This is a genomic window from Mycetocola sp. CAN_C7, assembly GCF_015752285.1.
Taxonomy (GTDB): Bacteria; Actinomycetota; Actinomycetes; order Actinomycetales; family Microbacteriaceae; genus Mycetocola_A.
The window spans coordinates 20,976-35,199 of sequence record NZ_JADOUY010000002.1; the positions used below are offsets into that span (position 1 = coordinate 20,976).

A 14,224-nucleotide genomic window follows, 5' to 3' on the forward strand; every position below is an offset into this window, starting at 1 on the left:
GCCCGACGATCAAGCACCTGGGGTGAGGCATCGCCTTCATCGTCAGCACGGCTTCGGTTCCGCGATGCCAGCTACGCCTGCGATCATGATCGGATGGAACCCGAGAACGACACCCGCCGAGTGATGCTCGAGACCGAGCTCCTGCTGCCGGAGATCCCCGACACGCAATGGCGGTACCCGGCGTCGCTGCCGCAGCCCCACCTCCACGCCCGATGGGACGACGAAGACGAAGCCACGTTCGTGTTCGTCGAGATCGGTGACATCGCCATGCACCTGGAAGTGGTTGACGACGACGTGGCCTGGCACCTGCATGTCGGCGGCCACGACGGCCCGCCACTCGACGGGACCCCGTGGGATGACCCGACAACGGAGGCTCTTCTCCTGTGGGCGGCGGAGTTCGCTGCGAAAGCGCACGCGTGCCTGGCGTTCGTCGAGGACGATCTCTTCGACGCGATCGACCTGTTCGAAGCCGGCGCGACATTCGCACCGTTCTCCGGCGTCGGCATGGCGCCGGAGGAACTCGCGGGGGTCAGCAAAAACGACTTCAAGATCTTCCGCGTCGAATCACCCGGCCACCCTGAACCTCAGATCTGGACCGGAAACGGTGACGGGGTGCACCTTCACCCCGAGGACCGTGACGGTGAAGCGGAACTTCTGTGGACGCCACCGGGCGCAGAGGAGCATATCCGCATCGGTGCCGTCCTCATCAACGAGGAGACCGGGCTCCCCGGAACGTTCGCGAGCCCCGGGGTGAACTGGGACGACGTCGGCATGACCGAAGCCGACGCCATGGACTGGCTCCTCCGCGAGCACCGCAACTGCGAATGGGCGTCAGAGGTCCATGATCTGGTGACCGAGAAGATCCTCGACGTCCTCGCCGGGTTCGACACGGCTGTCGTGTCGACCCGGCGCTGACGAGACTCGCTCTAGACGATCGCGGCGCGCAATTCCGCGGCAGCGGCTCCGACGTCTGGTGCGCCGTAGATGGCTCCGCCGGCGACGGCGACCTGGGCGCCGGATGCCTGGACGGAAGCGATGGTGCTCGCGTTGATACCACCGGCGACCGAGAAGGGCGAACCGGATGCTTCTCCATCACGCAGGAGCGTGGCGAACGTGAAGCCCTCTTCGGCCTGCTCATCGAGCCCGGCGTGCATCTCGACGAACTCGGCGCCGAGGGCGACGACCTCGCGGGCACGGGCCGGCTTGTCGGCAACACCGATCAGGTCGACGACAATGCCCTTGCCATGCTTCTTCGCGGCCTTCACCGCTCCCGCGATGGTGCTGTCGCCGGCGACGCCGAGAACGGTGACAAGGTCAGCGCCCGCGGCGAACGCGACATCGGCCTCGAGCTCGCCGGCATCCATCGTCTTGAGGTCGGCAAAAACGATCTTGTCTGGGTGTGCAGCCTTCACGGCGGTGACGGCTGCACACCCAGCGCTCTTGATGAGCGGTGTGCCGAGTTCGAGGATGTCAACATGCGGCGCTGCGGCAGCGGCCAGCTCGAGTGCTGCTTCGGTGGTCAGGGTGTCCATGGCGAACTGTAGCTTCATGGTGTCTCTTTCTGGTTGTGGTGCGAGCCTTCGCGGATGCGCGGCGGTGGTGTCATTCAAGATTCGAGTGCCGGGGCCAGAGCTCGTCTGCGCTCCGCCCGGAACGCAACCAGAGGCTGTGGAACAGGGCGTCGCCGAGCAGCATGACGGTCTGCTCGAACAGGCTGCCCGCATACTGCGCAGAAGCAGTGCCTGAGCGGTCCAGCTTTTTTGCGGCCGGCACGATCACAACGGCCGTGGCGAGCGCGGCCAACGGTGACTCCTTGGCTGTCGTGAGAACGGTGACGTTCGCACCAGCCTTCACCGCGGCATCCGCCCCGCGAACGATCGATGTCGTCGTTCCGGAGCCGCTTGCCGTCAGCAGCACGTCTCCAGGGCCGATCGCCGGCGTGGTCACGTCGCCGACGACGTGTACGGTCAGGCCGAGGTGCATCAGGCGCATGGCCGTCATCTGCAGGGCGATGCCGGATCGGCCCGCCCCGAGCACGAAGATCCGCCGGGCTGTCGCGAGGGTGTCAGCGAGGTCGTCGAGGTCGTCTCCTCGGTGTTTCGTCACCTCGGTGGTCGTCGCCCTGAGTTCATCGAGGATGAGGGAGAGGGATGCCGTCACGCCGAGTTGTGAGGGCGTCGATGCGTCGGTGTTCTCAGCAGTCATGTATCCATGGTTGCCGGGTTGCGGTAGCGACGGGCCCGCCCGGCCGTGGAGTGACCCTACCCATTGTGGTAGGTACAGGTTGGCCGGGTAGGTTGAAGCGGTGAGCAACAACAACGACCCGGGCCCGGTCTCTCGGAGGTTTCAGCTCGAGCACGCCCAGGCGGTGGCCGAACAGGCTGACCGGCATGCTGTGACGCTCGAGTCGATTCTCGCCGTGCTTCGTTCGACGCGACTGGACGACCGCGCAAGCCGCGCGACGGCGCTCGATCTGGCATCCGCTGCCCTGATCGAGCTGCGCAGCACGACCGACCAGCAGCTGGGCACCATGCTGGAGCCGGTGGCTGGGGCGTTCGCCCGGCTCCGTTCCGACCTGCGTCCGCTCGCACGCTTCGGCGGCCTGGACGTACAGTTCGTCGAACCGCCGACCGGCGGGCGTGCGCTGCCGGGGGAGGTGGCGCATGCGGCTCGCGCGATCGTTCGCAGCGCGGTGCTCGCGCTCGTCGACCAGGAGGAGGCGAAACGGGTGCGCATCCACTGGGATTGCGATGGGCTCAATCTACTCATCGGCATCCGCGACGACGGTCAGGGGGAGATCAGCGCCCACGACGACGCGCTCAGGCCCATCGCCGAACGTGTCACTGCTCTCGACGGCGACCTGGAGGTGTCGTCGACGACAGGCTGGGGGACATCCCTCGACATTCGGCTGCCGCTCGACCCTCCGGCCGAAGCGGAGCCGCTCGAGGACTCGGCGGACTTCAGCCCGCGGGAGCGCGACGTGCTCCGCCTGGTGGCATCGGGAGCGCGCAATCGTGCGATCGCGGATCAACTGGGAATCAGCGACAACACCGTCAAGTTCCATGTGTCGAATCTGCTCCGCAAGGCGGGCGCTCGGTCGAGGGGGGAAGCTGACAGCGATTGCCGCGAGCTCGACCAGGAACAAAGCCTGACTCGAGCCGAGCGACCGATCGCCATCAGAGCTGTGCTCGGGTGCTGTGCGGCGGCAAACACGAGCGAATCCGCCAGTTTTCGGATGAGATTCTCCGCCCGGTTCGTCGCTCTCGGACTGGTCGACTGTCTCAAAAAACTCTTGTTTTCCGAGAGATATTTGGACAGAGCTCTCTCCTCGCGGAGGAGCGAAGCTTTTCGAGTTGCGCTACGCCTCACCTTTCCGCTGCCGAGTGCTCGCGAAATGACATCGTCTTAATGCGGCGTTGTCTCGTCTGCCGGTGGTTCCCAGCGTCGAACGTAGTGTGCCATCGGTTGGAGCGATCGCAGGAGTTCCATTCCCCTCTCCGATAGGTGGTATCGAATGCTGACGGGGGTGGTCGGTTCTACGGTGCGTTCAACGAGTCCGGCGTCTTCGAGTTCGCGGAGCCGGACGGTAAGCATCCTCCCGGAGAGCCCTTGGACGCGTCGCTCGATCTCGGTGTAGCGCTCTGCACCCATCCCGAGAGCGAGGAGGATGCCGCTGGACCAGCGTTTGCCGACGATCTCTATCACGGCCGCGAGTCGCCGGCATTCCTCGTCGTCGATGCGCAACGGCTGGCGTTGCCTTGTCTTTTCGATGCCTGCCACGCACCAAAGATAAGTAGGTTACCTGATGTTTGTCAAGCACGATGCATGCGCGGATGCTGGATGCATGACTGATTACCTCCACCCGCTGCGCTTTGGCAGCTTCGTGACTCCGATCGCTGCGTCACCGCGGCATCCCGTCGACATGGCCATGCTCGGCGAAGAGCTGGGCCTGGACCTGGTGACGTTCCAGGACCACCCGTATCAGGCGGACTTCCAGGACACGTGGACGCTGATCGCGTGGGTCGCTGCCCGAACCTCGAAGATCCATGTGTCGGGGAATGTGTTGAATCTGCCGCTGCGGCAGCCGGCAGTGCTCGCCCGTGCGCTGGCGAGCCTGGATCGACTCAGCGATGGTCGGCTCGAGCTGGGGATCGGTACGGGAGGGTATTTCGATGCGATGGCGACGATGGGCGCACCGTTGCTGACTCCGGCGGAAGCGGTGAGCGGTCTGGATGAAGCGCTGGATATCATCCGGGGCCTCTGGGATACGAGCACGCAGGCACCCCTGCATGTGGAAGGAAAGTATCACCGTGTTTCCGGGGCGGCGCGGGGTCCGGCGCCGGCGCATGACATACCGATCTGGGTCGGTGCATACAAGCCCCGCATGCAGCGAATCATCGGCCGGAAGGGAGACGGGTGGCTGCCGAGCCTGCCATGGATGAAGCCGGGTGATATCGAGCGTGGCAATCGAATCATCGACGAGTCTGCTCGGAAGACCGGACGTGACCCTCGGGATGTTACCCGCCTGATGAACGTGACTCCGCAGTATGACGCGGACGACATGGCGGAGCTCGCGATCGAGCACGGGATCAGCGTGTTCATCATGGGTTCCGATGACCAGCAGGAGGTCCGGAAGTTCGCGCAGGACACCGCGCCGCGTATCCGAGAGCGCGTTGAGAAGGCCCGCCGCGGGGGGTCTTCCGCTCCTGCGCTTTCTGAGGCCCGGGTGTTCCGAGATGACCCGCTCCCGGAACGGATCGCCGGGCGGAGCCTGTTCCCGAAAGATCGCGGATACGCCCGGTACACATCCGGTTATTTCCGGGGTGCTCGGCCGGGTCTGGTGATCCGTCCGGAATCCACGGAAGAGGTACAGGAAGCGGTGCGGTTCGCGGGCCGGCACCGGGACGTTCCGCTGGGACTGTTCAGCGGAGGACATGGACTGTCCGGTCGTTCGCTGAACAACGACGGCATCGTGATCGCCCTAGACGCCCTCAACGAGATCACCGTCAGCGCAGGCAATCGAGTACGGGTGGGCCCGGGCGCCAGGTGGGGTGAGGTCGCGCAGGCACTGGCGCCGCACGGACTGGCGATCACCGCCGGCGACTACGGCGGCGTCGGGGTCGGCGGACTTGCGACGACGGCAGGGATCGGCTGGTTCGCCCGCGAGCACGGCCTGACCATCGACCACCTCCGCTCGGTGGAGGTGGTCACCGCCGACGGCGAACTGGTCCACGCCAGCGCCGATGAAAACAGCGACCTGTTCTGGGCCGTGCGCGGTGCCGGAGCTAACTTCGGTGTCGCGGTCTCGTTCGAGTTCGACGCGCACCCGGTCGCCGAACAGGTCGGATTCGCGATGCTCGTGTTCGTACCCGACGACGTCGCCTCCTTCCTCACCGCCTGGGGTACGACGATCGAGAACTCCGACCTGACAGTGACGGGCACGCTGATGATCAGCCCGACCGGTCCAGGCTCACCCACCGCCGTGCAGGCTCTCATCGTGGTCGACGAACATGACCCGGACACTGTCGCGGAACGGTTGCAGCCGTTTGCGGCGCTGGCGCCGATGGCGAATCAGTCGGTGCAGATGGTTCCCTACACGGCCTTGCTCGAACTGCCTCCGGGCGGGGAACAGCAGCATGGTCACAGCGAACCGCACGGTCACGCTGGCCTGGCCCGCCACCTCGACGGCGACGTGTCGCAGGGGTTGGCAGACCTGCTCGCATCCCGGTCGTCGTTCATCCTCAGCATCCGCTCCGCGGGCGGCGCCGTCGCGAACCAGCCCTCCGACTCCGCCGCATATGCCTGGCGGGACGCGAACTTCCTCATCGCGATGCTCGGCGGTGGCCTGGGTGAGGTCGAGCAGCGCTGGGCGGACCTCGTCCCTCACCTGGAAGGCATGTATCTCAGCTTCGAGACCGACACAGGCCCCGACGTCCTCGCCCGCGCGTTCCCGCCCGATCACCTGAGCCGTCTGCGCCAGTTGAAAGCGACCTGGGATCCCACCGGTCTCTTCCGAGACAACTTCTATATCGCACCGGAAGGCGCAGGCATCGAATCGTGAGCGCGGGGTGCGGCATCCGCACCGAACCCCGTGCTCTCACCCAGAAACACCCCACATCACGATCCACAAGGAGTTCTCTCTTGTCTTTGCTACGTATCGACGCATCCATTCGCCACAACGGCTCGGCCAGTCGTGCTCTCGCCGACATCTCCGAATTACAGTGGTTGAAGACCGCGACCGAACGGACCATCATCCACCGTGAGATCGGCACGACCCCGCTGCCGAGCACCGCATGGGGTGACGCGGTTACCGCATCCGCACTGCCCGCAGACGAACGCAGCCCCGCACAGGCCGACGCACTGAGCCTCGCCGGTACCCTCGTCGACGAACTCGCCGCCGCGGACGCCTACCTGTTCGCGGTGCCGCTGTACAACTTCGGCCCCTCGCAGCATTTCAAGACGTACGCCGACCTCGTCATCGCGGACCCCCGGATGGGCCCCGGGTTCACCCTCGTGACCGCGCGAAAGCCCGGCCTCCTCGTCACCGTGCAAGGCGGGAACTACTCCGCCGGCGCACCGAAAGAAGGGTGGGACCACGCCACCGCGTGGATGCGACGCATTCTCGAGGACGTCTGGCAGATCGACGTGAACATCGTGACGCGAGAGTTCACCCTCGTCGGCACGAACCCCGCACTAGACGAGTTCACGGACATGGCCGAAGAGATCAAAACGAACGCCGAACACCATGCCCGAAGGCACGGCCGCACCCTCGCCGCGCGCCAGCACACCGAACACGCCACCGCTGGTCGCTCGTAAGCGCTTTGACGGTCTCCGGCCTGGATGCCGGGCCAGAGACCCAGGTTGCTGGGGTCAGCCCAACTCAGTGACGAAGCCGATCTTGTTCCCATCGAGGTCGGTCAGCTCGAAGAACTCGACGGCTCCTTCGAACCTCTGCAACTCGCTTACCGTCAGGCCTTGTGACGATAGCTTCCGTCTGACCGACGCGGCATCGGTGACACTGATGTTCCCGGTGAGCTGCTGCACGATCTCATCGAAGTTCGCGGCGTCGGTAGACCCGAATCGCGAGCAGAGTGCCCAGGACCGCGCCCAGCGCGCCGATCGCGAAGCCAATTGTGGCCACAGTCGGCACCGGCACGGATAGGCCCGATGTCTCGAGTCCTGTCTCTTGAACGACCCAGGCCAGCCCGACGATGACGAACGCGGGGGCATAGCTTATGAGCCGGCCGCGCGAGTAGCCGACGCGGAAAAAGACCGGGAGTTGCAAGCACATGGCGAGTCCGACGATTGCGAAAGCTGCTGCGTTGGCGAGCAGCAAGGTTTGCGGCATCAACTCGTCACCGCGCACGAGCGCGATAATCACGGTCGAGGCATTCGCAATCGCGACAGCGATGACGTTGAGAACGAGGATCGCGAGCGTGCGTCCGGTGACAATGGTGGTCCGCGACACGGGCAGTACGCCATAGAGGGTGTCGAGTCGGCCACGTTCGTCGCCGAGGAATGGCGCTGAGACAAGCAGTGTGGTCACGATGGCCGATGCGACGATAGCCATGCCTTGCACCGGCAGAATCACGCTGATGATCACGATGAAGGCAAGCGGCAGCAAAGTCTGGGTGCGGGCGAGCCAGGAGGTCAGGTCGAAACGGGCGAAGGTGATGGTCATGCGGATACTCCTTCGTACTCGGCGCCGAGATGGATGACGATGTCGTCGATGCTGGCTGTGTCGATCACGATGTCCGGTCCGAAACCGGCCGAGTCGACCGTCCGGATCAGAGCCGACCACTGTTCTCCCAAGCGCTGCAGCCCCAGAAGGTTCCCGATCGGCGGTGTTCCGGTGCCGCGCGCCAAGGCGAACTCTTCGGTGATGTCTGGGAGCGCCCCGCGGTGGGCGATGCGTCCGTTGGCAAGCATGATCAACTCGTCTGCCAGTCCGTCCAGGTCGGTGGTGATGTGCGTCGAGAACAGTACAGCCCGGGTTGGGTCGACCATGAATTCGCGGATGACATCGCCGATCTCACGTCGGGACGCGGGGTCGAGCCCGCTTGAGGGCTCATCAAGGATGAGTAACTCGGGATGCTGCGCCAACGCGGTCGCGAGAGTCAGCTTCACGCCCTGACCACGCGAGAGTTCTCCCACCCGCTGCGACCGGGGAACCGAAAGCCGGTCAAGCATCGAGTTCAGGTGCTGCGCGTCCCAGTCCGCATAGAACGGAGCGAGACGACGGCCGAGCGTGTCAACTCGCCATTCCGGTGCGGCCGTCGGCTGATCCAGCACGATGCCGATTCGGGCAAGAGCATCCGGCGAACCCGCGGGGCGGTCGAACACCCGTACGTCGCCGGAGTCCGGGACGATCAGCCCGAGCAGGGTGCGGATGACCGTAGTCTTGCCCGCCCCGTTCGGCCCCACCATGCCGACGACCGAGCCTCGGGGGATAGTGAACGACATATCCGGGATCTCGAAGCCAGCCCGTCGGATGCAGAGGCGGTCAATGCGTGCGATTTCGTCAGTCATGAGCCCTCCAGGTCTCATCGATGCGGTGGTGGACGTCCGCGATAGTCAGGCGAGCGTGTCTTGCGGCAGTGTGAAGCGCGAGCAGCGCCTCGTCAACGCTCTCCAGGAGAGCCGCCGAGGCGATATCGGCATCGATCTCTCGAACGACAAATCCCCGCCCGTGCTCGTTGAGGACAAGTCCCTCGGCAACCAGATCGTTGTAGGCGCGCGTGACGGTGATGACGCTCACACGCAGTTCGGCCGCGAGTTGTCGCAGTGACGGCAAAGTTGATCCCACCGGGGTTTCACCCGACAGGATCGACGACCGGGCCTGAACTTTGATCTGCTGGTAGATCGGCGATGAAGAGTCTGACGACACGACGATCCGCATGATTTCTCCTACTGTATATGAACACATAAACAGTAGCACAGTGGGTCCATCAGACCGGATGGCTGCTCGAGGCGACGAATGGATAGTTTCCTTACACTCGAGAACTTCGATGTCATAATCAAGCCGGCGGCGGCGGCGGGATTGTCACTCAGAGTGAGAAGAGCTCCAAGGTCGAGAACTTCCTGCCTGGGGGAGCATCCTGCTGGCCACAGTCGGGCGCTGAGGGATAGATGCCGGGCGGGCAGTCACTCGGCTTCGGGTTCGCCACTGACGACGAGACCGCGAGGCCCGTATGACCCATCCAAGAGGGCCTTCGTCCAGGCCTGATCGATCGGGATTGGTGCCAAGTCAATGAAACGAAACTGAAGCGGGATATCGTGCGAGATCCAAATGGATACCCGTCCGGAGCCTTCGTCTTCCTGGCGTTCCCAACTGAGGAAGAACGCCTCACGATTTCTGAGCTTCAATGTGATGACTACTTTGATATGCCCGAGGAGGCGATCATCGAACTTGTGATCCGCGCTGGCGTACAACAGTGAGCCCATAGCCGCAGTCTAGACAGGTGGGCGTGCGGTGCCATATTCGGCAAGTGTCAACCACCATGCGGCATCGGCGTTTGCTCGTAGAGTGAGATCTCCGCGACAGGGAACGATGACAGAGAGATAAGTGGGAGAGATGAAGCACGTGACGTTCGGAGAGAAATCGCTCCTCATGGGTGACACAGAGGCAGACCTCCTGTTGCACTATGCAGCGTTACTGACCAGTCGGAGCGCCGCCGATACGGTCGACATCAATGCTCTCGGCGTGGACGGCAACGAGGTGACCGCAACGTTCCTGCTGGGCGCCGCTTCGTCGCTAATGGCAGAGACGGCGAACTCTCCTGCGGCACTTCCTGAGAACCGCGACGCGGTCGCGTACATGCAGGAACGGATCATGCTGCTGTCCTCGCCCCCCTCCGTCCGTCCCCAGGACGAGTCGATGCCGAGCAATTACGACGACCTGCATTTCTGACGCCTCCGATGCGCTGCTCTCGGGTGAGGGACGCAGCCGCTTCGTCCGCCACAGAGCGGACTATCTTCCCGGCGCTCTCGCGCATACGGTGAGACCTGCGGGAACTTGTTCGAGGGAGTCGAGCTCGATGTCGCATCTTTCCCCGGCTGTGCCCCCAGCTGAGAGGCCCTCTCTGAACCAACGTCGGGAAGGTTCTGAGAGGGCCTTCATCATGCGTACACAACCAAGCATTCCGGTGTGTTTGGTTGAGCTCCTGGTCGATGCCCCTCGACCAGAGCCTCAGACTAAACCCGAGTCGCGATACGCCGTCAGTCCCCTATGTGGGGGACCAGCGTTCCACAGCGAAGTAGCGGCATCTTTGGTCGCGTTGGCAGCAGCCTTCGTGCACTCACAATCGTGCACACAAGCGCGCCGCCTGCGACCACCGGATCTTGAATACTTTCGTCGGTCGGTCGGCTGTTGTTCCCGAGCGTGATCGCGCTCTCACGCCCCTAGCCAAGTTCGACGTGCTGCGCTAACGTCGTGACATCGTCGGCTCGGAGGCCGACCTGGCGCATCGTCTTTCTTCAGGACGGATATGGCGGATGGAAGAGTTCAGCTTGCAGAACTTGCGCTCTTCGGAGCGCTCCGACCTGCTTGATGAAGTCGCTCAGGGTTCATCCGTCCCGTTCCACGCTGGAGCCCTAGACCGTTCCCGCCCTATCGAGTTCCTGCATAGGACTCGACGCTTCCGCGACATAGAACTCACCAGAACCACCTTCAACAATTACCGCGGTGAAAGGACTACGACTCAGGCGCGAGATCTCTCAGCGCCACGGCTCGTCTTGGCCTTCTCTGAGGGCCGAGTGGATATCGAACAAGGGGACGGCCAAGTCCGTTGTGCCGCCCGATCGGTAGTGCCGTTCTGGAGTTTGTCTCCCTGGAAGGTCACCGTCCCCGAGCGGAGCTCGTTCTGGGGCTTTTCGATACCGATGGACGAGCTTGGGCTTCCTCATCTCCTCCTCCGTGACTTGGTTTCGAAGGATCTGGGTCTAAGCCCGCTGGCACCTCTGCTGTCGCGTCATATGACGAGCCTTGCAGCGCTTCCGGCGTTGAACGCAGAGAGCGAGTCGGCGCTTGCGGCCCCGTCAATGGACATCGTTCGGGCGGCCCTGGCGCTCGCTGTCGGTGACGAGTTCTTGAGCCGTGAACCACTCGGACGTACCCTCGGGTTGAGGGTGATGGCCTTCGTCAGAGCGCATCTCACCGAATCGAATCTGACAGCCGAAAGAATCGCCGCGCACTTCGGCATTTCTCGCCGCTACCTTTTCACGATAATGCACGAGCTCGGAATACCACTGCATGAGTGGATACGCGAGAACGGCTGATCCGCGCCGCGACGATGCTGGGTGAGACAATGAGCGTTCACGTCTCCGTTGCCGCAATCGGGCGAATGTGCGGTTTCGGTGATCATTCTTCTTTCTCAAGGGCTTTCCGGCTCAGGTTCGGCTGCGCGCCCTCGGAGTGGGCAAATCTGAGTGCCGGCGAACAAGCCTCAATGCGACGAAGACCGGCGCGATTGGGCAATCACATTTCCCAGGACCGCCCGCCTCATCCCAACTCCGGGTACATGACCCCGATTGACTGAGATAGGCGGGACTTCACGGACCGGCTGTACTCGTCGACGACGACCTCGTATTCATGTCGGTTGATGGCGTCCAACGTCATCCGTGCCACTTCGTGTGCATCTGTCTGTGGGTGCAACGGATCGCCGCTGGCATCTGGCATGGTGAGACCCAGAACTACTCCGACGACCCGGATGCCTGCATGCGCCAGTTCCACCCGAAGGGAGTCCGTGATCGATCGGAGCGCAGCCTGGCTTGCCGCGTAGGGACCATTCACACTGATCCAGGCTTGTACTGACTGCACGATCACAAACGCTCCACCGCCGTTTGCCGCGAGGACCGGTCCAAACGTGCGTGCGAGTCGCACGACACCGAACACGTTCGATTCGAGCAATTCGGTGAAAGCCTTGTCGTCGATCGCCGCGATGGGAACCGCTTTCGGCTCCGGCGCCAAGCTGTTCACCACAACCGTGATGTCATTCGCGACAGACAGCAATTCCGCGGTGGAGTGCTCATCCCGCTCATCGAACACGATCGGCACGACCCGGCGATCTGCACACTTCTGCTGAACATCGGCCGCCGCATACACCCGGGACACGCCTTCCCGGAGGAACGCCGCAACGAACGCGTCGCCGAGCTCGTCTGTGGATCGCGTCACCAGAGCCACATCAGCGTCGAAACGGTCCATCCGCCTCTCCTTCCAGCTCACGGCATGGGCGGCTGCTGGCCTGTCGGCTCAGTCGGCGGATGTCCGTCTGGGAGCACGGTAGCCCCGCGGCGTCGGCCGCCGCGATGGCGGAATGTGCAACTTTCTGTGCACCGAGTGCTTTCTCTCGAGCGAAACTGCTGCCGCTGCTGTGCTCGGAAGGAGCAGTGCACGCGTTGCACAGGATTGTGCACCCCCCGTGAAGGCGCCAGGCGCCCACCTGTCATTACATTCGATCCTGTCATTACAACTTCCCTTACTCCGTCTGCATATCGCGCGGAGTACCGACCGAAGGGGCTCCCATGAGCTATATCAAGACCCGTGACAGCGTTGACCTGTACTACAAGACCTGGGGTGAGCCGGGGGGCATCCCCGTTCTGCTTAGCCATGGCTGGCCTCTGAACGCGGACGCCTGGGAAGCACAGGCGCTCTTTCTAGCGGAGAACGGATGCTTCGTCATTACGCACGACCGTCGGGGCCACGGACGATCATCCCAGCCGTGGGACGGCAACGAGATGGACTCGTACGCCGACGATGTCGGTGAGCTCCTCGATTTTCTTGACGTCAAAGGAGTCATCCTCGTCGGGCACTCAACCGGGGGCGGTGAAGTCGCGCGCTACATCGGCCGGCACGGAAGCGGACGGGTAGCCAAGCTCGTCCTTGTGTCGGCGGTGCCGCCGATGATGCTTCGTACCGACGATAACCCCGACGGCCTTCCCATCGAGGTGTTCGACAACATCCGAGCGGGGGAAAAGGGCGGCCGATCCCAGCTTTACAGGGATTTGGCCGACGGACCATTTTTCGGCCATAACCGCAGCGGCGACGTACCGCAGGGAGTTCGGGACGCATTCTGGTTGAACTGCCTCCAAGCCGGTCACCGTGGAGCATTCGAGTGTATTGCTGCGTTCTCGGCTACCGACTTCCGCCCCGATCTTGCGAAGGTCGATGTTCCGACTCTCGTCATCCATGGTGATGACGACCAGATCGTCCCTTTCGAAGTCGGCGGGAAGCGTTCCGCCGAGATGGTGGCGGGTGCGCAATTGAAGGTTTACGAAGGCTCGGCCCATGGCATCACCGATACCGAGAAGGAACGCCTCTCGCAAGACCTCCTCGACTTCATCCGGTCCTAACCCCAACACGAAGGATGCACTATGTCAGACAACTCTGTACCCAAACCGCCCATCGTTCTGGTCCACGGACTCTGGATGACACCATCGAGTTGGGATACCTGGGCTCAGCGCTACCGCGGCCTCGGTCACGAAGTCATTACTCCGGGCTGGCCCGGAATCGATAGCAGGACTCCCGCGGAAGTTCGCAAGAATCCGAAACCGCTTGAGGGCCTCGGCATCAAGAAGGCCGTGGATCATTACGACCGGATCATCCGGGACCTGCCCGCGATGCCCATCATTATGGGGCACTCCTTCGGCGGCATCTTTATCCAAATGCTGCTTGATCGCGGGCTGGGGATCGCGGGGGTCGGGGTCGAGCCCGGCCAACCCGCCGGAGTGACCGTTTTGCCGTTGACGACCCTCCGGACCGGATTTCCGATCCTGTCCAACCCCTTCCAGATCAACAAGGCAAAGCCCCTGAGCAAAGGCCATTTTCATTTCACGTTCGGCAATGACCTCACCAGGGCCGAATCCGATCGTGAATGGGAGGCCAGCGCCGTCAACTCGGCCAACCGGATCTTCTTCGAAGGCGTCCTTTCTCTCCCGAAGAAGAAGTCAGGGATCACCCGGGTCGATTTCCTGAAGAAAAACAGGGCTCCACTCCTGCTCATCTCCGGAAGCATCGACCATGTCGCACCACCGCCCATCCAAAAAGCGACACTCAAGAAGTACTCCGCCGGACCTTCACTGGTGGAGCGTGTGGAATTTCCGGGCCGAACCCACCGGATCGTCAGCCAGGACGGCTGGGAAGAAGTCGCCGACTACGCGCTCGACTGGGCGCTCACCCACGCAAGCGCGAACCAGTCGCAACTGCGCGCATAAGGGCTCGGGGTGG

The 14,224-nt window shown here is 63.3% G+C and carries 18 protein-coding genes; 9 read left to right on the forward strand and 9 right to left on the reverse strand.

What is annotated here, in order from left to right:
• The first annotated feature begins 93 nt into the window (after positions 1-93).
• On the forward strand, positions 94-915 hold the full coding sequence (locus IWX78_RS03745; RefSeq protein ID WP_196832133.1) for a hypothetical protein: 822 nt from the start codon (positions 94-96) through the stop codon (positions 913-915).
• 11 nt (positions 916-926) lie between these two features.
• Here the strand turns inward: IWX78_RS03745 and hxlA are convergent, their stop codons facing one another.
• Both hxlA and hxlB read right to left on the reverse strand, forming a co-directional pair.
• On the reverse strand, positions 927-1,550 hold the full coding sequence (gene hxlA / locus IWX78_RS03750; protein WP_196832134.1) for a 3-hexulose-6-phosphate synthase: 624 nt from the start codon (positions 1,548-1,550) through the stop codon (positions 927-929).
• Positions 1,551-1,602: 52 nt separating this feature from the next.
• A complete protein-coding gene (gene hxlB / locus IWX78_RS03755) occupies positions 1,603-2,205 on the reverse strand; it encodes a 6-phospho-3-hexuloisomerase (protein WP_196832135.1) in 603 nt (200 codons plus the stop codon).
• Between the two features lie 100 nt (positions 2,206-2,305).
• Between hxlB and IWX78_RS03760 the strand changes: the two genes are divergently transcribed.
• Positions 2,306-3,409, forward strand: a complete 1,104-nt coding sequence (locus IWX78_RS03760; protein WP_334684546.1) for a helix-turn-helix transcriptional regulator — start codon at positions 2,306-2,308, stop codon at positions 3,407-3,409.
• Here the strand turns inward: IWX78_RS03760 and IWX78_RS03765 are convergent.
• Positions 3,406-3,780, reverse strand: coding sequence for a winged helix-turn-helix transcriptional regulator (locus IWX78_RS03765; RefSeq protein ID WP_334684547.1), 375 nt, complete (start codon positions 3,778-3,780; stop codon positions 3,406-3,408). The two genes, IWX78_RS03760 and IWX78_RS03765, sit on opposite strands and share 4 nt — an antisense overlap.
• A gap of 64 nt (positions 3,781-3,844) precedes the next feature.
• On the opposite strand from IWX78_RS03765, the gene IWX78_RS03770 reads away from it, so the two are divergent.
• Together IWX78_RS03770 and IWX78_RS03775 are read left to right on the forward strand one after the other, a co-directional pair.
• A complete protein-coding gene (locus IWX78_RS03770) occupies positions 3,845-6,061 on the forward strand; it encodes an LLM class flavin-dependent oxidoreductase (RefSeq protein ID WP_196832136.1) in 2,217 nt (738 codons plus the stop codon).
• 80 nt (positions 6,062-6,141) lie between these two features.
• Positions 6,142-6,816, forward strand: coding sequence for an FMN-dependent NADH-azoreductase (locus IWX78_RS03775; protein ID WP_196832137.1), 675 nt, complete (start codon positions 6,142-6,144; stop codon positions 6,814-6,816).
• 54 nt (positions 6,817-6,870) lie between these two features.
• Here the strand turns inward: IWX78_RS03775 and IWX78_RS03780 are convergent, their stop codons facing one another.
• The 5 genes from IWX78_RS03780 to IWX78_RS03800 form a co-directional block, all read right to left on the reverse strand.
• A complete protein-coding gene (locus IWX78_RS03780) occupies positions 6,871-7,044 on the reverse strand; it encodes a hypothetical protein (RefSeq protein ID WP_196832138.1) in 174 nt (57 codons plus the stop codon).
• Between the two features lie 4 nt (positions 7,045-7,048).
• Complete coding sequence (locus IWX78_RS03785) at positions 7,049-7,681, reverse strand: ABC-2 transporter permease (protein ID WP_196832139.1); 633 nt, start codon at positions 7,679-7,681, stop codon at positions 7,049-7,051.
• Positions 7,678-8,529, reverse strand: a complete 852-nt coding sequence (locus tag IWX78_RS03790) for an ABC transporter ATP-binding protein (protein ID WP_196832140.1) — start codon at positions 8,527-8,529, stop codon at positions 7,678-7,680. The genes IWX78_RS03785 and IWX78_RS03790 overlap by 4 nt, the downstream gene beginning before the upstream one ends.
• Positions 8,522-8,899: a GntR family transcriptional regulator gene (locus IWX78_RS03795; protein ID WP_196832141.1), complete on the reverse strand. Its 378-nt coding sequence runs from the start codon at positions 8,897-8,899 to the stop codon at positions 8,522-8,524. Before IWX78_RS03795 ends, IWX78_RS03790 begins: the two co-directional genes overlap by 8 nt.
• Positions 8,900-9,144: 245 nt before the next feature.
• Positions 9,145-9,444: a DUF7882 family protein gene (locus IWX78_RS03800; protein ID WP_196832142.1), complete on the reverse strand. Its 300-nt coding sequence runs from the start codon at positions 9,442-9,444 to the stop codon at positions 9,145-9,147.
• 130 nt (positions 9,445-9,574) lie between these two features.
• Here IWX78_RS03800 and IWX78_RS03805 point away from each other — a divergent pair, with 130 nt between their 5' ends.
• The 3 genes from IWX78_RS03805 to IWX78_RS16435 all read left to right on the forward strand — a co-directional run bounded on the left by IWX78_RS03805 (position 9,575) and on the right by IWX78_RS16435 (position 11,537).
• Entirely contained in the window at positions 9,575-9,910 is a 336-nt protein-coding gene (locus IWX78_RS03805; RefSeq protein ID WP_196832143.1) for a hypothetical protein, read from the forward strand.
• Between the two features lie 584 nt (positions 9,911-10,494).
• Positions 10,495-11,277: a hypothetical protein gene (locus tag IWX78_RS03810; RefSeq protein WP_196832144.1), complete on the forward strand. Its 783-nt coding sequence runs from the start codon at positions 10,495-10,497 to the stop codon at positions 11,275-11,277.
• Positions 11,278-11,306: 29 nt separating this feature from the next.
• Positions 11,307-11,537 (forward strand): helix-turn-helix domain-containing protein, encoded by a 231-nt coding sequence (locus tag IWX78_RS16435; RefSeq protein ID WP_442929216.1) that lies wholly within the window; start codon positions 11,307-11,309, stop codon positions 11,535-11,537.
• Here the strand turns inward: IWX78_RS16435 and IWX78_RS03820 are convergent.
• Complete coding sequence (locus tag IWX78_RS03820) at positions 11,501-12,202, reverse strand: SDR family NAD(P)-dependent oxidoreductase (protein ID WP_196832146.1); 702 nt, start codon at positions 12,200-12,202, stop codon at positions 11,501-11,503. The two genes, IWX78_RS16435 and IWX78_RS03820, sit on opposite strands and share 37 nt — an antisense overlap.
• Positions 12,203-12,522: 320 nt before the next feature.
• Between IWX78_RS03820 and IWX78_RS03825 the strand changes: the two genes are divergently transcribed.
• A complete protein-coding gene (locus tag IWX78_RS03825; RefSeq protein WP_196832147.1) occupies positions 12,523-13,350 on the forward strand; it encodes an alpha/beta fold hydrolase in 828 nt (275 codons plus the stop codon).
• 21 nt (positions 13,351-13,371) lie between these two features.
• Positions 13,372-14,211: an alpha/beta hydrolase gene (locus IWX78_RS03830; protein WP_196832148.1), complete on the forward strand. Its 840-nt coding sequence runs from the start codon at positions 13,372-13,374 to the stop codon at positions 14,209-14,211.
• The last annotated feature ends 13 nt before the right edge of the window (positions 14,212-14,224 follow it).